The following is a 23,755-nucleotide window of genomic DNA, read 5'->3' as shown; positions in this document are numbered from 1 at the left end:
ACACGGGGCCGGAACAAGTCTGCGATGCCGGATTGAGGGGCGAACGCTTGCGTTTCGTCCGGCGTCATCGGCCCTTCTGAGCGGACTCGGCTATGGCCTGACGGAGGCAGCGCGCAAAGGCAAGAGCCAGAGCAGCACTTTCGCGGTGTAGATGATCACGAGGGTACCCAGGAGATCGCCAAGTATCATCACGAAATACCCTGGCCCGACCGGCTCGCCCCGGAGCAGCAGCCATGCATGGTGCAACGAGGGACTCGCGATCGAGTAGCAGGCGGCGAGGAACAGCAGGCGCCCGGCGGTCAGATTTGCCAGGGAGGACCTCAGGCCGTAGATGTACTGTGCCAGCTTGTAGACGAGGTAGGGCGCGGCAGCGGAGGCGATGCCTCCGGCGAATGACCGGACGGGATCATCGGGAAAGAAATAAAAAACGCAGGTCAGCCACGACGCGCATAAAATACCGATCGCTCCGGGGCCGCCGAACAGCAGTGTGCAGAGCAAGCGCATACCGGCGGGGAGGTAGATCCAGTTCACGCCGCGCACGAACTCGAAACGGGCGCTGTTGAATAGCCATTCGTTTGCCAGGAAAACGGCGCCAAACAGGAAGAATGACGTTGTGACAAGGGCGACCTTCAGCCGCAATTCGGAAAGCATGTGACTTTGGAGCACTCGGTCGCGCTTCCGACCGAGATATTGCACTAGGGAACTAACCGACAATAGCATGACCGCCGACCGCCTGCCATGAAAAAAAATCGTCCCGCTGATATTTATCTTCGATTCCTCAACCTGGCCGAGGCGCTTCGTGGCCTCCCGACCTTGCCGGCGCTGGATCCGCTGGAGGAAAGGATTCTGAGCCTGGTTGCGCAGTCCAACCAGAAAATGGAGCGGCTTTCCGTCCGCGACATGATGGGCAACGAGCAGCTCGGTTCGCCGGCGACCATTCACAGCCGGCTGAAGTCCATGCGAACCAAGGGATGGATCGTCCTGGCCGACACCGAGGATGCGCGTCGCAAGCAAATCGAGCTGACGAGGGAAGCGCTGCAGTATTTTGACAAACTGTCCAGGTGCATGATCAAGGCTGCCAAAGGCTGAGCCGGAGGTACCGGTACGCATCCGCCGCGCGCCGGTCCCATCCGGATACAGCGCCCCGTGATCCTCGCTGCGGTTATTCCGTAAGAAGCCATCGCAAGGCTTCGTTCTCTGCCACTCCTTCATCCACGCCGGAACAGAAGACGGCGACAGTCCGGCGCCGGCCGGGCGCGTGATACACGGCGCCGACACTTCCCGGTCCGGCCGCAGAATGTCCGATCACGCGAAACGGATCCGTACCGTCGGCAGTCTTCATCGTGCCCAGCGCAATTCCCACACCATAGCCGGTCGTCAGCCACGGACGTCCCGGGATTTCACCGCCGAGCGGATGCGCATCGAGCAGGGCCATGCGGGAAGCGGGTGACAGCAGGTCTCCGGTCAACAGGCGATGGAGCGCAAGCGCCGCCTCATCAGCCGGACCGATCACGAACCCGTGGAAAGCCCACCCCGGATGATAGCCGTGGCCTCCCTTGAACGCGGTAAAGCGCATGTCCTCGGGCGTCACGGCCAGGCGAGACGACTGTAGACCGAGCGGTGCGAGGACTTGATCGTGCAGGACGTCCTTCAGGTCCGCCTCGACCTCCCGCTCGATCAAGCTGCGCACCACCAGGTAGCCCACATTCGAGTACGCCCATCCTGTTCCGGGTGCGAACACAAATCGAGTCAGCGGGACATGGGCATGGAGCTCTTGCTCCGACCACGGGGCTTTCCCCCCCGCCACGTCCGCTTGGTATTGCGGCAGACGACCGTAGTCCCCGAGGCCTGCCCGGTGTTGCAGAAGCTGGCGAAGCGTGAAGGGATGGCCAGGCAGCGGTGCGTCGAGGAAAAGCCGGCCTTGTTCCACCAGGCGTAGCGCCGCCGCGGCGATCAAAACCTTCGTGAAGCTCCACCAGGGGACAACGGCGGTGCAGGCGGGATTTTCGGGAATGCCCTTCCTGTCGACGGCAGCGATGCAGCATTCGGTCATTTCATGGCCCACCCGGCGAAAATGTTCGACTGCGTACTACGCGAACGCAACTCCCACCCCGGGCCGATGTCCTGCTCGACGCGAAGGCGACCCATCGCCGACGACAAGCCACGGCAGACAGAAAGGCTTCTTCGGCATCCATTCCATTTTTCCATGCCATTCTCCTGTTGCGCGTACGGCGCTTCGGCGCTGCTCTGTCAACCTCATCCATTCGACTACTCCAGCCAGATCTGGATGACGGAGCCGGCGAGGAGCAAGCCAAGGGTTCCATTCGCAAGTCTCCAGTGCAGATCCGTTTTCAGCAAGCGAGCGAAGACCAGGCCGGCGTAGCACCACAACGCCATCGACAGCAATGCCGCCAAGCCGAAAGCGACTGCGATCAGCGTCGCCAGCTGCCACGGCCCCGCCGCCACCGAGGAAAAGGAGGCCGCCGCACCTAGTGCCACCACCCACCCTTTCGGATTGAGCCATAACAGCCCGAGGCTGCCAAGGAAGCCAATCGGCCTTGCCATGCCGGTATCCAATGCCGGCGCCCCGGCGCTGCCTATTCTCCAAGCCAGCCAAACCAGGTAGAGAGAGCCGAGCAATTTCAACGCCAGCTGCATCGATGGCAGCGCGAGCAGTACGCTTGCAAGCCCGAGGGCCGCGGTGCCGGTGAGCGACGCCATCCCTGCCGCAACGCCGATCACGAACGGCAGCGACCGCCGGAAGCCGAACCGGGCACCCGACGCAGTAGCGAGGGTGGTCGCGCCACCGGGAGAGAGCGCCGCCGACAGCGCGAAGACGGCAAGCTGCAAAACGGCTTCCTGGGCGGCGTATACGGGCATGCGTCTGGGTTCCTGTCAGTGCTCTCCACGGCGATGCAAAAGGCCCGGTAGAGAAGGCCGCATCGCGAAGGGAGAAAAAAGGACCTGCGCAGGAAGGTGCAGGTCAAACCTCTGGTACGGCTTCGGGCCACGCGTATATCATCTCGTAACGCCCGCATGCGATTCTGGCGCGCCGGCGCGACCGGGGCAACCGACGGGTGTGCATGCGTTGCATGCCGCCGCTGCATGGAAGGTGCGCAGAGGAAGGCAGCATTCCCCTGGAAGGATGTACGATCGCATGCCGCGGGGGCAGCAAACCTTGCATTCCCCGGAAAAGCCGGCTTCCAGGCTTGAGATTCCCATCCCAAAAATCCGCCGCCCGTCGCATGATGGTTGCTCCGCCAACTCTGAATGAGCACACCTATGCGCATCATCACTATTCCCGGCATCTACGGTTCCGGCGACGCACACTGGCAGTCGCTGTGGGAGAAAACCGACCCGTCAATGGTACGGTTCCAACCCGCCGACTGGGACCGCCCTCTGCTGGCCGACTGGATCAGCGCGTTGGAGCAGAAAGTACGCGAGGCGCCGGATCCGCCTGTCCTGGTCGCACATAGCCTGGGTTGCCTGCTCGTCGCGCATTGGGCAACCAGGACCTCCATGCCTATCCGCGGCGCCTTGCTCGTATCCGTGCCCGACCCGGAAGGGCCGAATTTTCCCTTGGAAGCACGGTCCTTCGCCGAGGTGCCGCGCAGTCGGCTTCCTTTCCCGGCGCTGGTCGTCTCCAGCCAGGACGATCCGTACGGCAGCCAGCCCTACGCGCGCGCGACCGCGGAACAGTGGGGCGCCGCATTTGTCGCCGTCGGCAACCACGGGCACATCAACGCCTCCAGCGGCCTGGGCGAGTGGCACTACGGCCGCGGCGTGCTTGACGCCTTCGTGGCCGGTCTCGTACGGTAGTCAAGGACTTGCCCCGGGCGCCGGGAACGGTTGCGGCAGCCTCCGCATGAGAACGGATGCCGCGGCCATCCCGCCCAGCATGGCAGGCAACCTGAACATTCCGGAAAGGCGCAGCATGACCGACACGACAGAGACACCCGACGACAAGCATACCCGTCCAACCAACAGGCCAAGGGCCATTGTTGCCCGCGACGCGGCGCCGCGCCTCAAGCCTTCCAACTATCCCGAACCGTTTGCATCGCGCATGGCGGGCCGTGAAAAGCGCCCGCTGGGGGATCTTTTCGGCCTGTCCAATTTCGGTGTGAACCTCACCCGTCTGCCCCCGCACGCCGTCTCGGCCCTGCGCCATGCGCACAGCCGGCAAGACGAGTTCGTCTACATTCTTTCGGGCGAACCGGTCCTGGTCACCGACGAGGGCGAGCTGCAACTGCAGGCAGGCATGTGCGCCGGCTTCGCCGCGGGCGCGGACGACGCGCACCACCTGATCAACCGGTCCGGCGAAGACGTCTGGTACATCGAAGTGGGCGACAGGCGTCCGGGGGACCAGGTGCGCTATCCAGACGACGATCTTGACGCCGTGCTCGACGCCGACGGACGTTGGCGTTTCCTGCACAAGGATGGGCAGGCGTACTAGCGCCCGGATCCGGCCCGGCCGGTGGCCAGCGCCTCCCCGAAGAACGCAGCCGCGCCGGTGTTGAGTGTCTCGTGTACCTTGATGCGGTCGACACCGGGCGGATCGTTGCAGATCGCCGCCGCGGCCACCACCAATTCAGCGGAGCAGGGCGCCAGAAACACGAAATGCCCCGCGCGGTCGACTTCGACGTACCGGCGGACGGTCTGCAACAGGGTGCGCACCCTGGCCGCGTTGTCCGCATGGGGCAACACCTCGTCCGCCCCGGCGGCAAAGATCGCGACTGGCTGCCCGACTTGCGCCAGGCCCTCGGGGCCGAAATACGCGCCGATCGGGCCCATGACGAAGGCCGCCCTGACCCGCGGGTCGGGTCGAGCCACCAGCGGCGGTTGGGAAAAGCGGATTCGCCCGCCGCCTTCGCACAGGACGCTTGCAGACGCGCAGGCGCAATACCGCGGCAGCAAGGCGAAGTCCGGCCTGGCGCCCACCATCTGGAGCGCCGACGAGGCGCCTGCCGAGAAGCCCGCCACGCCGACCCGCGTCGGGTCCAGTCGCGATGAAAACGCCGCGTCCGCAAGCAACTGGTCGAGCAGTGCGGAGAGCTGCATTACACGTCCGGCCACGACCAGATCGCTTCCTTGTCCCCTCTGGTCCCGGTAGTTGTCACCGGGATGTTCGAGGGCGGCGACGACGTACCCGTTGCGGGCAAGGTGCGTGGCAGTATCGTGATGACTGAACATACCGCCGCCGCTGCCGTGGGACAAAAGCACGACCGGAAACGGCCCTGCAGCCGGCCTTGCGCCCGCGCCGGCCTGCACCAGGTAGGGGCCAAACCGTTGTGGCTGGACCGGGCCGTCGGCCGGGTAGAAGAGGGCCGCCTGCATCGTGCCGCCGCCGACCGGATCTGCAAGGCGTGTGATGCTGATGCCGGCGTTGAATGCGAAGGTTTCGGCAAGTGCGCCTCCCTGCGATGCAGCATAGAAGGCGACCAATCCATGCAGCAGGCGCGTGGCGAACGAGCGCATCACTTCCGTACCACAAGAAAGCAGACGACTGGCACGAGGGCGGACACAACGGCGAGCGAGCTCCAGGCGACGATCCAGGCGGTCGCCGCCTCCTGTCCCCCCTGCCGATGCTGGTCCAGCAGCAAGCCGAAGATCAGCGGACTGACGGCACCGGCCGCAAATCCCATGACGGAGCGCACCGAGAACGCGACGCCCAGGCGATCGGCAGGAATGGTCTCGGCCAGCGCGGTCGAGTAGATCGGCGAATCCGCGATGGCAAAGAGGCTGTACAGGCCGAAGTAGGCGCACATGGCCCAGATCGGCCAGTAGGCTGTCCAGCCGGCGCCGGCTGAAGCCAGCGCGCTGATCGTCCCGATGACCGCGATGGACCGCAGGCGTCCAAAGCGATCGGAGGCCGCACCGCCGGCGACGCTGCCAAGGACACTGACGAAATGAGCGCACCCCGCAACAAGGACACCAAAACTGGCGGCCATTCCCATGCGCTCCTGGAACACGTACGCAAGGAAGGCGGGGGTCCAGGCCCAAAGCGCAAACAGCTCCCAGCAATGAAACATGTAGGCCCAGTTGATGGACATGGCCTGCCTGTCCTTGAGCACCGAGCGGAGTGAAGCGAACAGCGAGCTTGCGTGCACGTCCCGGGTGTCGGATCGTGGCAAGCCACGCAGGCACCACACCGACAGCACGGCGCCGCACCAGGAAGCGCCTGCAATCAGATGCAGACCGTGGCGCCAGGCGGCAAATTGTGCGGCGAGCGCGATCAGCAGCAAGCCGCCGGCATAGCCGAGGGATGCCGCGCCGAGAAACATTCCCATGTTCCGACCCCGCGTACGCTCGTCGCCGACGCGGTACACCAGTGCCAGGCCCGAGGTGTAGGTGCCGCCGGATACAAGTCCGGCAAGCGCATACAGGAGGAGGGCCGAAGCGTAGTCGACGGCAAACAGCGCGAACAAGAGCGCGGCAATGGAAGACAACACGGCGGAGCAGACGAAGACCCGCTCGGCGCCGAAGCGATCCGACAGGAATCCCGCAACGAACAGGGAAAACAGGTAGCAGACGTGCCATCCCGACTGTATCGACGACGCGGCGGTCGCCGTCAATTGCCATTCCAGTGCAGCAAAGGTCAGGATGCCGGAATAGGCGGTGAAGATCATCGACAGCAGCGCACGGGCAAGGCAGAACAGCCAGAGCTGCTGATTCGAGAAGGTCATCGTGTCTTTCGCTGATTGAGCATGACAGGCCGCGCCGGCATGAAGGGCCGCCGTCAGTTCCTGGCCCGATTCTTCCGGACACCCGCTGGCGCGACAAGCGAGCATTTCACATGGATGGCATGCAGCACGCGCATGGAAGGCGCGGCACAACGACGAATTGCAGTGACCGCGCCTGGCCTATCGATGCCGGAACGAGGGTGGGCGTTTTTCCAGGAAAGCCTGCATGCCTTCGCGGCGATCCTCCAGCGCGAAGCCGAGATGGAACAGCTTGCGCTCCAGCGCATACCCCGGGCCGTCATGTTCGTTCAGGCCGTGGCAGACGGCCTGCTTGATCATCTGCGTGACCGGCCCGGACAAGGAGGCGACGTCGGCTGCGACGCGCAGCGCCGTCGCCCTCAGCTCACCGGCCGGCACCACCCGGGACACCAGGCCGAAACGCAGCGCCTCGTCTGCTGTCAGCTGCCGTCCGGTAAGCAGCATATCCATGGCCAGGTGCTTGCCTACCGACCGCGGCAGTCGTTGGGTGCCTCCCGCACCGGGCATCGTGCCCAGGCGCACCTCGGGGTGGGCAAAGACGGCGTCGACGGAGGCAATCACGATGTCGCAGGCCTCGACCAGCTCGCAGCCGCCGCCGAGCGCAAACCCGTCCACGGCGGCGACAACAGGCTTTTTAACGGCAGCGAGACGCGTGCAACAGCCTGCGAAATCCCCGGCAATCACATCCTGGACGGTCAGCGGCAGCATCTCCTTGATGTCTGCGCCGGCAGCGAAGCATCCGCCTTCCCCCGCCAGCAGTATCGCGCGCACCTCCCGGTCGGACTCGAAAGTCTCCAGCACGCAGGTGAGCGCCGCGACCAGCTTCACGGACAAGGCATTTTTCGCGGCAGGGCGCCGGAGCGTTGCAATACCCACGCCATCCTGCACCGCAGCCGTCACCAGCAAGTCGTCACGCATGCGCGCCGTCCTCCCTTCTGACTGCCTGACAGCCGTCGGCACACGCAGCGTCGCTGCGTGACACGGCGGCCTCCAGCGCGTCCTCGAGCCGATCATCGCCCCAGTACATCTCGCTCCCGACGAAGAAGGTCGGCGCGCCGAAAATCCCGAGACGGCGTGCCTCCTCGGTCTGCCGCCGCAACCCCAGTTTGTTGGCGTCCGTGTGGGCCATTGCCACGAGCGCAGGCGGGTTGTCGACCAGGCCTTCGAGCGCGGCGAGCACGCTTTCGCGCGTATCGATCTCCCTGTCCTCAACCCAGTTCTGCACCATCACCCTGCGACAAAAGCTTCCGATCCACGGCGCTTCCGTGCCCAGCAAAGCCACCCGCAGGGGTAACAGGGCCGTGCGTGGAAAAGCCGATGGCCGCCTGAACGCCAGTCCCTGCTTTTCGGCGCGCCTGGCCATGTCCCGCCACATGTACCGTCCCTTCTCCTCTTGCAGGACAAAAGGCGACGTCGACCATCCAAGCTCCTTGAATATCGGCCCCAGCAGGAATGGCTTCCAAAGGACGCGCACTCCCGAGGCTTGCGCCAGCGCTTCGATGCGCATTGCCGACAGATAGCTGTAAGTGCTGCCAAACTCGAACCAGAACGCAATGCATTTCGGCTCGGGTGTTGATACGGTCATGGATACCTCCTGGCTGGCGAGTTGAAGATTGAATGGGCGCGGCCGCTAGGCCAGCGTCACGAGGCAGCGCACCTCTATGCTTCGCCTCAGGGGAGCATCGGGCGGAGTGGAAGGATCATCGAACGCGCAATGCGGCACCATGCGCGCCGGTTCGTCCGCGCGGGAGTCGTAGGTCTTGAAAACAAGCACTTCGTCCGTCCCCATCTCCGGGTAGTAGTACCACCGGTGATGCGGGGAATAGCGTGACAGATAGATCTCGCCGCGCCGAGTCGGATAGATCACCTCGGCTGCCATCCAGTCCGCGGGACCAACGGTGTCCCCCGCGCACACCGCCAGCGGCGTGTCGATCGCCGGGTAAAGCACCGGCCGCCAGAAGTTCAGGATCAGGAAGGGCGTTGCGGCGTCCGCCAGTGGCTTGACCATGCGCAGCCGGCGCATGCCGGCAGCATCGGAGTAATCGTTATGGACCCTTCCGACGGCGGCGGGCCGGGATCCGTCTCCGTGGCGACCGAAGCCGAGTGCCGGGCGTCCCTTCTCACGCTCGCGAAGGAGATGATCGAATACGACGGCATCCCGCCCGCCGGTCAGCTGCAGCGCGAGGTCTTCGACCTCGCGGTAATAGCGCTGCGTCACCTGGTCTGCATCGTAAAAATCATCCACTGCCGAGCCTGCCTCGCACAAAGTGAATCCCGTCGCGCTGAAGCGACCCTGCCGTGGCACGCTGCGCGCGTCCAGAACCGCGCAGGCGACGGATTCATACCGACAATTGGTTGCGGGATGTCCGGGTCCCGGATCGTACATGTACACGTACGGTCTCTCGACGTCAGGCAGCACATAATTCAGGTGCCCGGTGACCCACTCCTTGCGCGACCTTATTTCCATACCGTGCCTCCCTTTCCTGTGACGGCGCGCGGTGGATCGCAGGCGCCACCGCGTGCATGCAGGGAAGTATAGGAAGACGCGGGTCCACCATCGCTGCTATTTCAGCATGGACGGGATGCACCCGGCGCATGGCCCCCCGTCGGCGACATGGAGACCGGGCCGGCGGAAAATATCGTAAGCTAGCGGTGGTGATCAGCAGGGAAAACGACCAAATGGAGCTTCAGACACGACTGGCATTCGACAGCGTAGACATGACGATAGTCGAAGCCTTGCAAGCCAATGCACGGATTTCGTTTGCGGAACTCGGCCGCATGGCCGGCCTGTCCCAACCTGCCATATCGGAGCGCGTCAAGCGCCTGGAAGAGAAGGGCGTCATCACGGGCTACACCGCCAGGATCAATCCGGCCGCCCTCGGGCTGGGCATGACGGCCTTCATCCGACTGCAGACCACGCACCAGCACATCCAGACCTGTCTCAAGCGCTTTCGAGAGATGCCGCACGTGCTGGCGGTCGATCGGGTGACCGGGGAGGACTGCTTCATACTCAAGGTGGTGGTGCCGTCGCCGACCGCGCTCGAACCGATCGTCGACTCCATTGCCCGCTTCGGGGCAGTCAAGACCGCCATCGTCCTCAGGCATGAACCCGACAAGCCGGTCACTTTGGCCACACTCCGCGCGGCGATGTCCGTCGCCCTCGGCCAGGAAGACTTGCCGGTCCGCTCCTGACCCTTCTCGATCCGGTCACGGCGCTCCGCTGTATGCATGCGGTCCGCGCATGGATTCCATGCGCGTTTTACGTTTGCCGTACAACTCGGACCAGCCGAATAATGGCACTGCAAGGCTGGAAGACGTCCATGCCCACGGACACCGGCATCGCCGGCGCCGACCGTGTTGGAGCGGGAGGCTTGCCGTCGTCCATTTTTGCGCTCTCCTTCGGCCTGCAAGGCCGGATTCGGACCCGTGACAAGCCGCTTGCACGGGTCCCTTTTTCGCCGCGCGCCTGCGCCTTGGAATGCAACGTGCGTCAAAGATCCTGCCTTGCTTTTCACGGCGGAGAGGCCTGAGAAGCGGGATCTTGCCATTCAAGAATGCTCCGGGGTGCAGCATGATACTTCACGCGGCAGGGATAGCTCTTCCGCAATCAAGGCGAACCAACCAGAATGAAGAACGCATGCAAGCAAAACTGTCTTCCCTGCCTTCGCTCGATGCCCTGCGCGGCTTCGTCGCGGCCGCCCGGCGCAAAAGCATCACCTTGGCGGCGCAGGACCTTTGCCTTACGCAGTCCGCCGTCAGCCGCCAGATCCGCTCGCTTGAAGAGCGGCTGTCCCAGCAACTCTTTGTGCGCAGGCACCGCGCCATCGTCCTGACCGAAGTGGGAGAACAGCTATTCCAGTTCGCGTCTCCCTGGATGGATCAGTTTGCCGAGTTCGCCGAGAACGCCCGCAGGGGGCGCGCCAATCCGGTCACGATCTCCGCCAGTCACGGCGTCTGCTCCCTCTGGCTCCTGCCGCGCCTGGGGGCATTCAAGGCGCGCTACCCGGCCATCGATGTCCGCCTGACCGCCGACAACCGCGTAGTGGACCTGGAGCGCGAGGGCGTGGACTTTGCGCTCCGCTACTGCGCGGATTCCGTGGCGCCGCGCAGCGCCATTCCTCTGTTCAAGGAGGTGATCGTGCCGGTTGCTGCCCCCGCCCTGGCAACCGGCGGCTACCGGGGCATCGCGCACTGGGATGACCATGTGCTGCTCGAACTCGATGACAGGGGCAGGCCATGGTTACGCTGGAACGAATGGCTGCGCATTCGCGGTCACGCGCTCCGCAGGACGCGCGGCTGCCTGCACTTCAACCAATACGACCAGGTCGTCCAGGCCGCCCTCGCCGGGCACGGTGTCGCGCTCGGACGCCTCGGCCTGCTGCATCCCATGCTGGAAGATGGCCGGCTGGTAGCCGACGCAAGCGAGAGACTGGACATCGACGACTACGGCTACTGGCTGGTGGAGGCGCCGGGCGGCCAACGGCAGGAAGTCCGGCAGTTCAGAGACTGGCTGCTGGAGCAGGCAGACGAGACGAACACCGCCACGCGTCGTGGCCCTATCCGGGACGGCATCTGCTCGTCCCGCATCACCCTGGAGGAAACATGAGCAAGGTCTTGATCATCACCGGCGCGGGTCGCGGCATTGGCGCGGCAATCGCACGGCAAGCCGTATCCCAGGGCTACGTGGTCGCTGTCAACTATCAGCGGGATGCTGCGGCCGCGTCCGCCCTGACGCAAGCGATCCGCAAGACCGGCGGAACCGCACTGGCCGTCCAGGCCGACGTCGGCAACCCCGCGGAAGTCGAGCGCATGTTTGCCCTGGTGGAAACGGAGCTGGGCACGCTCACCGGGCTTGTGAACAACGCCGGCATCACTGGACGACTCGGCAGCTACCTGGATGCCGACCCGGCCGCCGTGGAGCAGGTGATGCGCACCAACGTGCTGGGCGTCATGCACTGCTGCCGGGCTGCAGTGCGTTCCTTCAGGCGGACAGCGACCAGGGGCGTCATCGTCAATATCTCGTCGATTGCCGCGGCAACCGGCAGCCCGCACGAGTACGTGCACTATGCGGCCAGCAAGGCCGCCGTGGAAACCTTCACCCTCGGCCTCGGCCGGGAGCTTGCAGCGGAAGGGATCAGGGTATGCGGCGTCGCGCCGGGGTCGACGCTCACCGACATCCACGCAACAGCGGGAGAACCGGATCGCCCGGCGCGCGTCGCACCGAAAATCCCCATGCAACGCCTCGCCACTCCCGATGAAATCGCGGCACCGGTCCTGTGGCTGCTGTCGCCGGCCGCGTCCTACGTCACCGGCACCACCATCCGCTGCGCCGGCGGGCTCTGAACCGAGGCCGCATCCCATGACGGAACCGATACGGATCAGGCAAGTAGTCGCGGCCGATCTCCCCGAGATCCAGTCGATCTACGCGCACTACGTCCGCCGCAGCACGGCGACGTTCGAGCTGACCCCGCCGGACGTGGAGGCGCTGCGGGAACGCATGCGCGATGTCCTGTCCTTCAGCGGGGCGTATCTGGTGGCAGAACAGGAGGGGGACGTGCTCGGCTATGCATACGGCGGCCGCTACCGCGGACGGGAGGCCTATCTGCACACCGTGGAAAACTCGGTCTACCTTCGACCCGAGGCGACCGGCAGGGGAGTGGGCAAGATGCTCCTGCTGGATCTCGTCGACAGGTGCCGGGAAAGCGGCTTCGCCGAGATGGTCGCGGTGATCGGCGGCGGCGATGAGAACCGGGCATCGATACGGCTGCACGAATCCCTCGGATTTCGTCATGCGGGGAAGCTTGAACGCGTAGGTTTCAAGTTCGGTCGGTGGCTGGATACCTGCCTGATGCAAATCAGTCTGCAGGAGCTCGGCGGCAGGAGCCGCCCTGGTTCGGTGCTGGCCTTGCACCGATAGCCTGGCAAGCCTACCCGGCTTGGCCGGTGGACGGCGGCAGCCTGGTGCCCCGCCTTTCGTCCACTGCGGGCCGCGCCGCGACCCGCGTCGATTGCGCGCAGTGGCGCTCCCACGTTTTCATCCATATCGAAGGAGGCAAGTATGCAGAAGCGAACAGGTTTTATCGGACTTGGCGTCATGGGGCAACCGATGGCGCTCAACCTGGCGCGCGCCGGCGTTTCACTGGTCGTCTGGAACCGCTCTGTGGAACGGTGCGCGCCGCTGCAGGCCGCCGGCGCCACAGTGGCCGACACCGCGGAGGACGTGTTCCGACAGGCCGACATAGTTTTCCTGATGCTGGCGGATGCCGCCGCGATCGATCTTGTGCTCGGGCGCACGACCGCGGCCTTCGCCGCCACGGTGCGCAACCACACCATTGTCCACATGGGCACCACTTCCGCCGAATACTCGCGTTCCCTCGAGGCGGACATCCTGGCTGCGGGCGGGCGTTACGTGGAGTGCCCGGTGTCGGGATCCCGCAAGCCGGCTGAAGACGCCCAGCTGGTGGCCATGCTTGCCGGCGGCGACGCCAGCGTCGCGGCGGTGCGTCCCTACTTGCAGCCCATGTGTCGCGAAGCCGTGGCATGCGGCGCGGTGCCCTCGGCGCTGCTGATGAAGCTCGCCGTCAACCTTTTCCTGATCACGATGGTAACGGGATTGACGGAGGCCGCGCACTTCGCGCAGGTGCACGGCCTCGACATGCGGCAGTTCGTCGCGATACTCGAGGCCGGTCCCATGGCGAGCAACGTTTCCCGGATCAAGGCCGCCAAACTGCTTGCCGCGGACTTCGAGGTGCAGGCATCGATCCTCGACGTCCTCAAGAACAACCAGTTGGTCGCGCAGGCCGCACGGGCAGCAAACATGGCATCCCCGCTCCTCGACGTTTGCCATGTCCTGTACAGCGAGACGGCGCAGCAGGGCAACGGAAAAGCGGACATGATCGCCGTCATCAAGGCAATCGAGGCGCGGACACAGCAGCTCGCCGGACAGGCGACGGTACCGGACGCATAGATCGGCCATGCGTTTGCTCCGGGACTGGCAGGCATCGCGCCGACAACAATGCGGTCTGCCGTCCCGGCATCCCGGCTTCCTCCGCGATCTGATTCAGCGCGACGCGGCGATCGCGACGATCCGCGTCGGCACAGCCGGCGTGAGGGGGCCGTGCAAGCACGGCGGCGCAGGCTGTCAGCAAAGATGATACGCGGCCAGCAAAAGCATCGACATGGATGGGCGCATCATCTGCAGGAACGCCCACCCCATCGACAGGATGAAGAACACATAGGCTAACAGTGCGGCCATCTCGCCCCCTCAGGCCGGCTGTTCCGCAGGGGCGGGAACGGCCGTCTCCTGTATCGGCCAGTGCAACAGCGCCGCCGCCAGGCCGACCGCGACCGCGCCGTACCAGACCGCATCATAGGATCCGGTGGCATCGAAGACGAGGCCGCCGAGCCAGACGCCGAGAAAGCTGCCGACCTGATGGCCGAAGAAGACGAAACCGAACAGCGTGGCGAGATAACGCACGCCGAAAATCTGCGCCACCACCCCGCTGGTAAGCGGTACGGTGCCCAGCCACAGCAGCCCCATGATGAACGAAAAGACATACAGCGTCGCTTCACTCAGGGGCAGCATGACGAAGCATGCTATCGCCAGCGAGCGCGCCAGGTATACCCAGGCGAGCAGTTGCGCCTTGCGTACCAGGTTGCCCAGCAGGCCGCAGGCATAGGTGCCGGCAACGTTTGCCATGGCGATCAACGCCAGCGCAATCATCGCGCTTTGTCCGCCTAGTCCGCGGTCCAGCAAATAGGCCGGCAGGTGTGTCGCGATGAAAGCAAGCTGGAAGCCACAGGCAAGAAAGCCGATGCCCAGCATCCAGAATCCCTTGTGCGCGCGGGCCGCACGCAGGACGGATCGCATCGTTTGCGGCGGGCTGCTGCTTTCGCCGATGCCGTTCCTGTCGTTGAGCGGAAACGCAAAGACCGACAGCACAGTCATGGCGATCGCCAGCATGACGAGCGTATCCACGGGCCCCATGCTGCCCAGGGCGCTCTGCGCCACTGGCACCGACATGAATTGTCCCAGTCCCCCGGCAGCGCCGGCCAGGCCGAGACCCCAGCCCCGACGTTCCGCGGGCAGGATGCGGCTGAGTGCGCCGTAGACCGCGCCAAAGGAGGTGCACGACAGGGCGACGCCAACCAGCAGGCCGGCGCTGACGACGAACTGCCCGCTTGTCGTTGCCTGCGACATGCAATACAGCCCGAATCCATACAGCAGGCATCCGCCGAAGATCACCCGGACCGAACCGAATCGATCCGCGATCATCCCGGTGAAAGGCTGGGCCAGCCCCCAGACAAGATTTTGCAGCGCAAGGGCAAACGCAAAGTCGCTGCGGCTCCAGCCATGCGTCGTCGTCAGGGGAATCAGGAACAGCCCCTGTACATGGCGTGCGCCGAGCGCAAGGCCCATGATGGCGCCGCCCAGCAGCACGAGCAGCAGCGGATCTGGCCGCGATAGTTGCATACGCATTCGGTGTGTCCTTTCAGGTTGGCGCGTCGCATGCAACCCAGTATCTGGCGAGCGCTCCCGTGTCACAACCGCATTTTCTGCGTCCTATCCATGCGCGGCATTCATGGCCGGTCTGGCGGGCAGGTCATCGTCCAGGTTCAGCTCCGCAATCAGCCATTGCCTGAACAACTTGACGTCGGGCCGCTCGCGCTCGACCGTATCCACCAGCCAGTAGCCGTACTCGGGTACTGCCTGCTCTTCGCCTGCAAACGCCACGAGCCGGCCGCTGCGCACCAGTGGCTCCACCAGGGCGGTTCGTCCCAGCGCCACCCCGTGGCCCTCGAGTGCGGCCTGAATCAGCTGGTCATACTGGTTGAAATGCAGATAGCCCTTGGGCTTGAACTTCCTGAAATTCCGTTCGCGCATCCAGGCCTGCCACTTCAGCCACGGCCGGCCGCTCTCGTCGAGTTCCAGCAGGGTCTGTTCCAGCAGCTTGTTGCGGTCCTGGAAAGCCCGCGCGGCGATCGCGGGACAGGCAACCGGCACGACGACTTCATCGAACAGCCGGATGGCGCCGTGCGGCGCCTGGACCGCCGGGCAGTATCGGATTGCAAGATCGATGCCTTCCCGCTCGAGATCCTGGAGGCGGTTGTTCGCCGCCAGCCGCACGTCCACTTCGGGGTGCAAGGCCTGAAACGCCCCTAGTCTGGGCAACAGCCACAAGGCGGCGACGCCGATGCTCGCCGAGATCGTGACCGGCCGCGACGCCGGCTCGGCCCTGATCCTCTGCGTGAACTCGGCCAGCTTCTCCAGCCACGGAAGCGTGATCTTGTACAGCTCTTCTCCCGCGTCAGTCAGCACGATGGACCGGTGCTTGCGCACGAACAGCGGCGTCCCGAAACGCTCTTCGAGGCTTTGTATCTGCCGGCTGACCGCCGACTGCGTGAGGCAGAGATCCTCGGCTGCCTGCGTGATGCTCTTGCGCCTCGCCGCGGCGATGAAACCGCGGAGGGCATCGAGGGGTGGCAGTGAAGTGAGTTGCATGCGCTTTCCTGATGTGTGACATGCGTTGAGGGAATGCGATGGCCGCATTTTGTACTACCTGCAACCAGTTATAGCCATGCATCCAACGCATGTCAATGCTTGGATACGTCGTCGCTTGCATTGCGCGCGGCCGGCACTGACGAATGCGTAGAACGCATGCATCGGATGCCGATTTCTCAATCGGCGCGGGTCCGCCGCTTCGGTAGACTAGGGCATTGGCGCCGCCATGGCGGGAGAGGGCGATGTGCTCAACTGTCCGAACGACATGAAAGGATCTGCCATGCACACGCAGCGAGACAAGGCGGTACGTTTCCAGGCGCTCCATGCGCTTCCGCAGGCCTTCCTCATCCCCAACGCCTGGTCGGCCGGAACCGCGCGCCTGCTTGAACTCAAGGGCTTCGCAGCCATCGCGTCGACCAGCGCCGGCTACGCCTACTTCCAGGGAAAACCGGACAACGGTATCGGACGCGAGCGAACGATCGAACATCTGCGCGAGCTTGTTTCCGCCACCACGCTGCCCGTCAGCGCAGACCTCGAGAACGGCTTCGGCACAAGTCCCGACGACACGGCCCGGACGATACGCCTGGCCGCAGCTGCGGGCGTCGTTGGCGGATCGATCGAAGACTCCCGCAACGACGGCACGGATGGGCTATTCGCCTACGAACTGGCGGTGGAACGGGTGAGAGCGGCAGCGGAAGCGGCCCATGCGCTGCCGTTTCCCTTCATGCTGACCGCCCGGTGCGAGAACTTTGTCGCCGGCCGCCCGGATCTGCAGGATACGATTCGCCGACTGCAGGGCTACCAGGAGGCGGGTGCAGATGTGCTGTTTGCGCCCGGCTTGCGCACGCTCGACGACATTGCCACCGTGGTGAAATCGGTCGATCGGCCGGTCAATGTCATCATGGGTTTCCCCGGCGTGAAAATCAGTGTCAGTGCCCTGTCCGCGGTCGGCGTCAGGCGGATCAGTGTCGGTGCGGCGCTGGCGCGGGCTGCGTTCGCCGCATTTCTGGCCTCGGTGGACGAACTCAGGGAGCAGGGGACTTTCCGGTTTGCAGAGCGGGCCGTCAGCGGCAAGATGCTGAACGAATTGTTCGCCGAATATTGTGCCAGGCCCGCCGCGAACAGCGGCGACGCTGGCTTGTAGATCGCATCCGCCCATCCTCACGCACGCTTCACGCCGCTTTTCCATCCCGCGTCGCAGTGCCGTGAACGGAATTCGACGGCAGGACGACAGCCATCATGCGCGGTATCAGGCGACCGCGGCAGGAACCGCAGACAAGACAAATTGGCTCGCGCGGCAGGAGGCCGGGACTGTCCGCACCTCCTGCCTGTGCCGGCACAGGCCGAAGCCCTCCACGCCGGCCCTGCAAGCGCGTCAGTCGACCGTAACGCCAACGTCCTTGACCAGCTTGCCCAGCTTCGCCGTTTCCGACTTCATCAGCGCGCCGAACGCTTCAGGCGTGCCGCCGACGGCGCGCGTGCCCAGCTCTTCCCACCGTTTCTTGAACTCTGGATCGGCGAAGATTTCGTTGAGGGCCTGGTTCAGTTTGCTGACGACGGGTCTCGGCGTCGCAGCGGGGGCAACAATGCCGTGCCATGCCGAGAACTCGTACCCTGCAAGGTCTGCTTCGGCAAGCGTCGGCACATCCGGCAGGGCCGGGCTGCGTTCGGCCGTCGTCACCGCGATCGGGCGCAGCTTGCCGGTCTTGATGAACTGCACCGAGCTGCCAAGGATGTCGAACATGACTTTCACATGGCCGCCAACGACGTCGTTGAGCGCAGGACCGGCCCCCTTGTAGGGGATGTGCTGCAGCTTCGTGCCCGTGCCCGCGTTGAACAGTTCGCCCGCCAGATGCTGGGGCGTTCCGTTACCCGCTGAAGCGAAGCTCAGTTCCGCCGGTCTTTCCTTCGCAAGCGCAAGGAACTGTTTCAGGTTGGCGACCGGAACCGAGGGATGTACTTCCAGCACGAGCGGGAAGGCGGAGATCTGGATGACAGGGGCGAAATCCTTCAGCGCGTCGAAGGGGACCGACTTGTAGAGCGTCTTGTTGACGGCCATCGGGCCGCTGGCCGCGAGGAGAATCGTATGTCCGTCCGGCGCCGATTTCGCGACAAAATCGCTGCCGATATTGCCGCCTGCTCCGCCGCGGTTGTCGATGACGACCGGCTGCTTCAGCTTGGCCTGCAAGGGCGCCTGGATGAGCCGCGCCATCGCATCGGTGGGGCCGCCCGGCGGATACGGCACCACGAACTTGATCGGCTTCGATGGGTATGCATCGTCCGCCGCGGCGCCGAGCGCCTGGATAAAAAGCACCGATGCAAGCATTGCCTTCCTGAGCATGTCTATCTCCTCGTTTTTTTTCTACGCCTGATTGATGAAACACCACCTCACAAAAACCGATGCTTAATTCTTCCGTTGCGCCAGGCGCCGCTTCAGCTCGAACACCGCGCTGTGCACGGTCGTCAGCACGCGCATGCGGCTATCGATGCGCTCGCAGGCACGCCGTGCCCGGGCCATGCTGAACTGCGCGAGGCAAATCGTCCTGCATCCGGATGCGTGCAGGCGCGCCGCCTGTTCGGCGATCAGCGCGTCATGCCGATGCACGTCGCCGGCATCGAGCGCCTCCAGCGCACCCTCGGCAAGCGCACACCGGATGTCCACGCCAGCGGGAAATTCGGCCGGCATCGACGCCAGGGTAGGCGCGAATGTCGCGATGAGGCCAAGCGGGCCGTCGGCATGGAGCGCATCGGCAATCATCGCCTCGTTGGGTTTCAGGACAGGCAGCTGCGGATAGTGCCTGGCGACGTCCTCGATGCAGGACCCGAAGGCGGAGCAGGTGAACAGAATGGCCTCTGCGCCGGTGCCCGCCGCATACCCGGCCAGGTCCAGGAAGCGCCGGTGCATGGCCGCGTCGAGGCCGTGTCCGGAGGACGCCAGGTCGGCCGACAGCGAATCGTCCAGCAGGTTCATGCGCGTGGCTTCCGGCCACTCGCAATCCATGACGGTGTTGATCGGCTCCACCGAGTGGCTCAGGGCATGTATCAAGGCGATGCGTGGCATGGTTGCTTGTCCTGAGTCGGCCTATCGATCGTCGATCGGCGGCAGTTCGGCCGCCAGCAGGCGCAATCCGGCGCGCAGGAGATCGTCATACCGCTTGCGCTCGGCCGCGATGCTCTCTGGCGTCCATTTGAAGAATCCCTCGCCGCTCTTCATGCCAAGACGCCCGCTCTCCAGCCGCTCGGTCAGCGCCCTGGCAGGGACGGTATTGGCGGCAAGTGATGGATACATGGTGGCGGCGGCAGGGCAGTGCACGTCGATTCCCGCATGGTCGCGCTGCAGCACGGGGCCGGCGGCGAGAAACCGGAAGCCGAAACCGAAGCGCACCGCGGCGTCGACATCCTCCGGCGTGGCCACGCCGGCGTCGATCATCGCGAAGGCTTCGCGGGCCATCGCATGCTGCAGGCGATTGGCAAGGAAGCCAGGCAGGTCCTTGCGCACCAGCACGGGGACCATGCCGCAGCCGCGCATGAACGCCACCAGGGAATGCGCGAGGCTGTCCGAAGTGCGCTGTCCCAGCACCACTTCCACCAGCGGCACCAGGTGCGCCGGCATGAAGAAGTGCAGACCGAGCATGCGTTGCGCCGTTTCCAGGCCCTCGGAAATGGCGGAGATCGGGAAACTGGAGCTGTTGCTGCACAGGAGCGTGTCCGGCCGGGCACGGCGTGCCAGTTCGGCAAACAGCGCCTGCTTGGGCGCCAGTTTCTCCGGTATGCACTCAATCACCAGGTCGACCGCCGGCCAGTCGACGTCGTCGAGCGAGGCGCAGGCGGATACCCGGTCGCGCCTGTGGCCGGCGTCGAGTAAACGCAGGCCCTCCGTGAAATAGGCATCCAGCATTTCGCGACGAGACACGTTCGGTTCGAGCACCAGTGTGCGACAGCCGGCCCGCGCGAGCACCAGCGCCACATCCGCACCCATCGTCCCGCCCCCGACGACCAGCGCGCAGGCGCGCCCCGGTTTCGACAGTCCTGTCGTCATGGTCGGTGCGCTTGGTGCATCGGGCGTGCTCATGGTTTCTCCATCCGGTTATCTGTCCAGTGGAGTGTGTCGTGCCGTTTTTTATCTGTGAATCACATATTTTCTATAAACTTATCGATTCTGAAGATAAGTCGATGGAGATGAATCGATGGAGATAAACATATCTGCCCGCGACATCCGCGCCTTCCTCGCCGTCGTCAACGACCTGAGCTTCAGCCAGGCGGCACAGAAGATGCATCTGTCCCAGTCGGCGCTGTCGACCCTCATCGGCAGGCTCGAAGAGGCGGTCGGCGCCCGCCTGTTTCACCGCACTACGCGGACGGTGACGCTGACGGCGGCCGGAGAGGCGCTTGCCGCCTATGCCGACCAGCTGCTGTCCGATATCGAGCGCGCCGTCACGGCGGTCCGCGACATTGCCGAGGTCCGTCGCGGCCGGGTGGCCATCGCGGCCTTGCCCTCGCTGGCGGCGCGCATCATCCCGCGCCTGTTTCGCGCTTATGGCGAGAAGTATCCCGATGTCCGGCTGTCGCTGATCGACACCTTGTCCATGCCCGCCTTCGAGCTGGTCCGCGAAGGGCGGGTGGACTTTGCGCTCACGGCCGCCAATCCCGCCTATACCGACCTCGACTACCTGCCCCTGACGACCGACAGCTTCGTGCTGCTGATGGCGCGCTCGCATCCGCTGGCGCGCGGACGCGGTGCGGTCCGATTCACCGATACGCTGTCGTCGCCGCATATCTCGATGTCGCGCCATACCAGCGTCCGCCAGTACCTCGACGCCGCCGCGCTGCAGCGCGGCGTCGGTTTCTATCCGGCGTTCGAGGTGGACCACCTCGCCACGATCGGCGCCATGGTGCGCGAGGGACTGGGCGTGTCCGCGCTGCCGGCAATGGCCGCCGACGTCATCGGAGCCACAGGCATCGTGCGGCGCCCGCTGGTCGACCCGGCGATACGGCGATCGATCGGGCTGGTGATGCGCCGCGCTGTGCCGCTGTCGGCTGCCTCCGAGTCGATGCTGGCGCTGCTCCGGCAACAAGTCCCCGACTGGGTGTCCTGACCGCTCCGGCATCCTTCACCGCCCGTCCTCCGCCATGCGCGGCGCCTTGTTGAGGTAGGCGGCCATGGAGGAGGGCGGCCACCACCTGCATGCCCGACTCCAGCAAGCCCTTGCCCATCGCCACCTTGTCGGCGTACCGAGCAATGAACAGCACCCGCAATGGAGGATTGATCTCGGGGTTCCCAACCACGATGGTGGTAGACCATTTCGGGTGAAGCGCGCGGTCGGCGAAGATCCGAGAGTTTACATAATATGAATTATGTTCGTCATTCACACGATGGCAAAGGCAGAACGTCAGCCTTCCAGCGAGATCCGCACCGCCGGGAATCTCGGTGTCGAGGAATCACCGACCCGCCATAGACGCGGGCGCGCTCGAAAGCATGCCGGCGCTGTTGGCCGACCTGCTGTCCCGCGTCGGCTACGACGACATCGAAACCCGGAGGGAATCGCGCTCGAGTCGTTTGAGAATGCCGGAATCAAGACCAACATCCCGATTTCGGCAATGGAAGGATAGATACAGGCTTGACGGCCAGGGTGCAGGCCAGAGCCACGGCCCGGTCCTGTTCCTGATCCGCTTGATGCGAAAATGAAAAGGCCCGGCATCCTGCTCGGATACGGGCCATTCCAATTGCTGGAAACGTGCCTGTTCAGTTCGCATCGCGGACGGTGTGCAGCTTCTTGACGTCCTCGGCGCCGGGTTTCCGGCAACGCCGGTCTTGCCCGTGCACGCCTTCCCGCCCGCCGCGATGTACTTCAGTGACGGCGGGACCAAATCTCCACGTCGACGCCGGCTTTCAGTTCCGGGAAGTCCGCGAGATGGAACTCGGGTCGCTTCCCGGCCTTTCGCTGCGCCGTATAGTCGGCAGTCAGCTTCACTACCGTGCCGGACAGGAGGCCGATGGCAATGATGTTGACGGTTGCCATCAAGCCCATCGACGCGTCTGCTGCGTTGAACACGGTCGTCACGCTTTCGTACGCACCCCAGATCACCATTGCCACTGTTCCGAGCCGTAGCGCAGCGATGCCGACGCGATTGCCGAGACGGAGAAATACCATGGCGTTCTCGGCGTACGAGTAGTTGCCGATGATGGACGTGAAAGCGAAGAACAGGATCGCCACCGCCACGAACCAGTCACCCGCACTGCCTATGTGTTCGCGCATCGCTGCCTGGGTCAGCGGCGTGCCGGTGAGCTCCGAACCGGGGGTCATGGCACCGGAGAGGAGAATGATCAGCGCCGTGGCGGTGCAGACGAGCAGCGTGTCGATGAACACGCCGAGCGCCTGCACCAGGCCCTGCGAGGACGGGTGGTGCGGGTCCGGCGTCGCGACAGCAGCGATGTTGGGCGCGGAGCCCATGCCGGCCTCGTTCGAGAAAAGTCCGCGCTTGACGCCGTTCAGCATCGCCCCCGCCACCCCGCCTGCGGCCGCTTCCAGGCCGAAGGCGCTTGCGACGATGTGCATGAGGGTCGCCGGCACTTCCGACAGGTTGATCGCCACCACATACAGGGCTACCAGGAGGTAGGCAAGCGCCATAAAAGGTACGACGACCTGCGCCACGCGTGCCACCTGCCGAATGCCGCCGAAGATGACGACGGCGGTCGCGACGGCCAGCGCAAAACCTACCCAGAGTTTCGGAACGCCGAATGCACCTTCCATCGCCTCGGCGATCGAATTGGCCTGCACCGCGTTGAAGACAAGACCGAAAACAAGGATGAGGCAAACCGAAAAAATAACGCCGGCCCACGGTGCGTTCAGGCCCTTGGCCATGTAGAACGCCGGACCGCCGCGGTACTCCCCGTTCTCGTTACGCGTCTTGTACAGCTGGGCCAGGGTCGATTCCGCGTAGGCGGTCGCCATCCCGACGAGCGCAACCATCCACATCCAGAACACTGCACCGGGGCCGCCCAGGTGGATCGCGACGGCCACACCCGCGATATTGCCCGTGCCCACGCGTGACGCGAGGCTGGTGCACAGCGCCTGGAATGGCGTGATGCCGGCGCGGTCCGCCTCACCTCGGCCCAGCACCGTGCGGAACATTTCAGGAAACATCCGGAACTGAACGAAGCCCAGCCTGAACGTGAAGAACAGTCCGATCGCCAGGAGGCCGTAGATGAGGATGTAGCTCCAGAAGATGTCATTGATGAAGCCGATCACGTCGTCCATCCCAGATCCTCCGCCGTCGGTGGTAAATGTGCAAATCGGACAATGCCGGGCGCCTCTCGGTTCAGCGGATCGGGTCGGCTGCCATGCCCAGGCGCCACAAGACATCGATCGCTCGTCCCCGGTTGCCCCACTTTCCGCAACTGCTGGCCGGCGCGTCCGTTGGCCCGGACCGCAACGGTTAGCAGGATGCACAGAGGGCAGCCTGCGTCGGTACGCGCATAACCTTGCGTCAAATCAATTCCGCGGGTTCCAGTTTCATACGGGAATTTTGCTAG

24 protein-coding genes are annotated in these 23,755 nt (G+C 64.6%); 10 read left to right on the top strand and 14 right to left on the bottom strand.

Going from position 1 to position 23,755, the window contains the following annotated elements; translation table 11 throughout:
• Positions 1–90: 90 nt before the first annotated feature.
• Entirely contained in the window at positions 91–639 is a 549-nt protein-coding gene (locus VIM12_RS14610) for a hypothetical protein (protein ID WP_331942392.1), read from the bottom strand.
• A 99-nt stretch (positions 640–738) separates the two neighbouring features.
• On the opposite strand from VIM12_RS14610, the gene VIM12_RS14605 reads away from it, so the two are divergent.
• On the top strand, positions 739–1,089 hold the full coding sequence (locus VIM12_RS14605; protein WP_331942391.1) for a winged helix-turn-helix domain-containing protein: 351 nt from the start codon (positions 739–741) through the stop codon (positions 1,087–1,089).
• 73 nt (positions 1,090–1,162) lie between these two features.
• Here the strand turns inward: VIM12_RS14605 and VIM12_RS14600 are convergent, their stop codons facing one another.
• Both VIM12_RS14600 and VIM12_RS14595 read right to left on the bottom strand, forming a co-directional pair.
• Positions 1,163–2,053 (bottom strand): serine hydrolase domain-containing protein, encoded by an 891-nt coding sequence (locus VIM12_RS14600; protein WP_331942390.1) that lies wholly within the window; start codon positions 2,051–2,053, stop codon positions 1,163–1,165.
• A gap of 215 nt (positions 2,054–2,268) precedes the next feature.
• Entirely contained in the window at positions 2,269–2,880 is a 612-nt protein-coding gene (locus VIM12_RS14595) for a LysE family translocator (protein WP_331942389.1), read from the bottom strand.
• A 402-nt stretch (positions 2,881–3,282) separates the two neighbouring features.
• On the opposite strand from VIM12_RS14595, the gene VIM12_RS14590 reads away from it, so the two are divergent.
• Both VIM12_RS14590 and VIM12_RS14585 read left to right on the top strand, forming a co-directional pair.
• Positions 3,283–3,819 carry an RBBP9/YdeN family alpha/beta hydrolase gene (locus VIM12_RS14590; RefSeq protein ID WP_331942388.1) on the top strand — a complete coding sequence of 179 codons (537 nt, stop codon included), beginning with the start codon at positions 3,283–3,285 and terminating at the stop codon, positions 3,817–3,819.
• Between the two features lie 115 nt (positions 3,820–3,934).
• The gene (locus tag VIM12_RS14585; protein WP_331942387.1) at positions 3,935–4,453 is read left to right on the top strand and encodes a cupin domain-containing protein; all 519 of its coding nucleotides are present in this window, start codon (positions 3,935–3,937) and stop codon (positions 4,451–4,453) included.
• Here the strand turns inward: VIM12_RS14585 and VIM12_RS14580 are convergent.
• From VIM12_RS14580 to VIM12_RS14560, 5 genes are all read right to left on the bottom strand, one after another.
• The gene (locus VIM12_RS14580) at positions 4,450–5,475 is read right to left on the bottom strand and encodes an alpha/beta hydrolase family protein (RefSeq protein ID WP_331942386.1); all 1,026 of its coding nucleotides are present in this window, start codon (positions 5,473–5,475) and stop codon (positions 4,450–4,452) included. The two genes, VIM12_RS14585 and VIM12_RS14580, sit on opposite strands and share 4 nt — an antisense overlap.
• Positions 5,475–6,683: an MFS transporter gene (locus VIM12_RS14575; protein ID WP_331942385.1), complete on the bottom strand. Its 1,209-nt coding sequence runs from the start codon at positions 6,681–6,683 to the stop codon at positions 5,475–5,477. Before VIM12_RS14575 ends, VIM12_RS14580 begins: the two co-directional genes overlap by 1 nt.
• Positions 6,684–6,860: 177 nt before the next feature.
• Positions 6,861–7,637: an enoyl-CoA hydratase-related protein gene (locus VIM12_RS14570; RefSeq protein WP_331942384.1), complete on the bottom strand. Its 777-nt coding sequence runs from the start codon at positions 7,635–7,637 to the stop codon at positions 6,861–6,863.
• Positions 7,630–8,304 (bottom strand): 2-hydroxychromene-2-carboxylate isomerase, encoded by a 675-nt coding sequence (locus VIM12_RS14565; protein ID WP_331942383.1) that lies wholly within the window; start codon positions 8,302–8,304, stop codon positions 7,630–7,632. Before VIM12_RS14565 ends, VIM12_RS14570 begins: the two co-directional genes overlap by 8 nt.
• A 45-nt stretch (positions 8,305–8,349) precedes the next feature.
• A complete protein-coding gene (locus VIM12_RS14560) occupies positions 8,350–9,186 on the bottom strand; it encodes a CmcJ/NvfI family oxidoreductase (RefSeq protein ID WP_331942382.1) in 837 nt (278 codons plus the stop codon).
• Between the two features lie 212 nt (positions 9,187–9,398).
• Here VIM12_RS14560 and VIM12_RS14555 point away from each other — a divergent pair, with 212 nt between their 5' ends.
• From VIM12_RS14555 to VIM12_RS14535, 5 genes are all read left to right on the top strand, one after another.
• A complete protein-coding gene (locus VIM12_RS14555; RefSeq protein ID WP_331942381.1) occupies positions 9,399–9,911 on the top strand; it encodes an Lrp/AsnC family transcriptional regulator in 513 nt (170 codons plus the stop codon).
• A gap of 445 nt (positions 9,912–10,356) precedes the next feature.
• Positions 10,357–11,325: a LysR substrate-binding domain-containing protein gene (locus VIM12_RS14550; RefSeq protein ID WP_331942380.1), complete on the top strand. Its 969-nt coding sequence runs from the start codon at positions 10,357–10,359 to the stop codon at positions 11,323–11,325.
• Entirely contained in the window at positions 11,322–12,062 is a 741-nt protein-coding gene (locus VIM12_RS14545) for an SDR family oxidoreductase (protein WP_331942379.1), read from the top strand. Before VIM12_RS14550 ends, VIM12_RS14545 begins: the two co-directional genes overlap by 4 nt.
• Before the next feature lie 16 nt (positions 12,063–12,078).
• Positions 12,079–12,636 (top strand): N-acetyltransferase family protein, encoded by a 558-nt coding sequence (locus VIM12_RS14540; protein ID WP_331942378.1) that lies wholly within the window; start codon positions 12,079–12,081, stop codon positions 12,634–12,636.
• Between the two features lie 141 nt (positions 12,637–12,777).
• Positions 12,778–13,686: an NAD(P)-dependent oxidoreductase gene (locus VIM12_RS14535; protein ID WP_331942377.1), complete on the top strand. Its 909-nt coding sequence runs from the start codon at positions 12,778–12,780 to the stop codon at positions 13,684–13,686.
• A gap of 297 nt (positions 13,687–13,983) precedes the next feature.
• Here VIM12_RS14535 and VIM12_RS14530 read toward each other — a convergent pair whose 3' ends face one another.
• Together VIM12_RS14530 and VIM12_RS14525 are read right to left on the bottom strand one after the other, a co-directional pair.
• Positions 13,984–15,198 (bottom strand): MFS transporter, encoded by a 1,215-nt coding sequence (locus VIM12_RS14530; RefSeq protein WP_331942376.1) that lies wholly within the window; start codon positions 15,196–15,198, stop codon positions 13,984–13,986.
• A gap of 84 nt (positions 15,199–15,282) precedes the next feature.
• Positions 15,283–16,221, bottom strand: coding sequence for a LysR substrate-binding domain-containing protein (locus VIM12_RS14525; protein ID WP_331942375.1), 939 nt, complete (start codon positions 16,219–16,221; stop codon positions 15,283–15,285).
• Between the two features lie 280 nt (positions 16,222–16,501).
• Between VIM12_RS14525 and VIM12_RS14520 the strand changes: the two genes are divergently transcribed.
• Positions 16,502–17,365, top strand: coding sequence for an isocitrate lyase/phosphoenolpyruvate mutase family protein (locus VIM12_RS14520; RefSeq protein ID WP_331942373.1), 864 nt, complete (start codon positions 16,502–16,504; stop codon positions 17,363–17,365).
• A gap of 231 nt (positions 17,366–17,596) precedes the next feature.
• Here VIM12_RS14520 and VIM12_RS14515 read toward each other — a convergent pair whose 3' ends face one another.
• From VIM12_RS14515 to VIM12_RS14505, 3 genes are all read right to left on the bottom strand, one after another.
• Complete coding sequence (locus VIM12_RS14515) at positions 17,597–18,562, bottom strand: tripartite tricarboxylate transporter substrate binding protein (protein ID WP_331942372.1); 966 nt, start codon at positions 18,560–18,562, stop codon at positions 17,597–17,599.
• 63 nt (positions 18,563–18,625) lie between these two features.
• Positions 18,626–19,282, bottom strand: coding sequence for an aspartate/glutamate racemase family protein (locus VIM12_RS14510; protein WP_331942371.1), 657 nt, complete (start codon positions 19,280–19,282; stop codon positions 18,626–18,628).
• A 21-nt stretch (positions 19,283–19,303) separates the two neighbouring features.
• Complete coding sequence (locus VIM12_RS14505) at positions 19,304–20,293, bottom strand: 3-hydroxyacyl-CoA dehydrogenase family protein (protein ID WP_331942370.1); 990 nt, start codon at positions 20,291–20,293, stop codon at positions 19,304–19,306.
• A gap of 115 nt (positions 20,294–20,408) precedes the next feature.
• Here VIM12_RS14505 and VIM12_RS14500 point away from each other — a divergent pair, with 115 nt between their 5' ends.
• Positions 20,409–21,317: a LysR family transcriptional regulator gene (locus tag VIM12_RS14500; RefSeq protein WP_331942369.1), complete on the top strand. Its 909-nt coding sequence runs from the start codon at positions 20,409–20,411 to the stop codon at positions 21,315–21,317.
• 753 nt (positions 21,318–22,070) lie between these two features.
• Here the strand turns inward: VIM12_RS14500 and VIM12_RS14495 are convergent.
• Positions 22,071–23,480, bottom strand: coding sequence for a sodium:alanine symporter family protein (locus tag VIM12_RS14495; RefSeq protein ID WP_331942368.1), 1,410 nt, complete (start codon positions 23,478–23,480; stop codon positions 22,071–22,073).
• Positions 23,481–23,755 lie beyond the last annotated feature (275 nt).

It is taken from the genome of Noviherbaspirillum sp., from assembly GCF_036563305.1.
Classification (GTDB): Bacteria; Pseudomonadota; Gammaproteobacteria; order Burkholderiales; family Burkholderiaceae_D; genus Noviherbaspirillum.
This window is presented reverse-complemented; position numbering and strand designations above follow the sequence as displayed.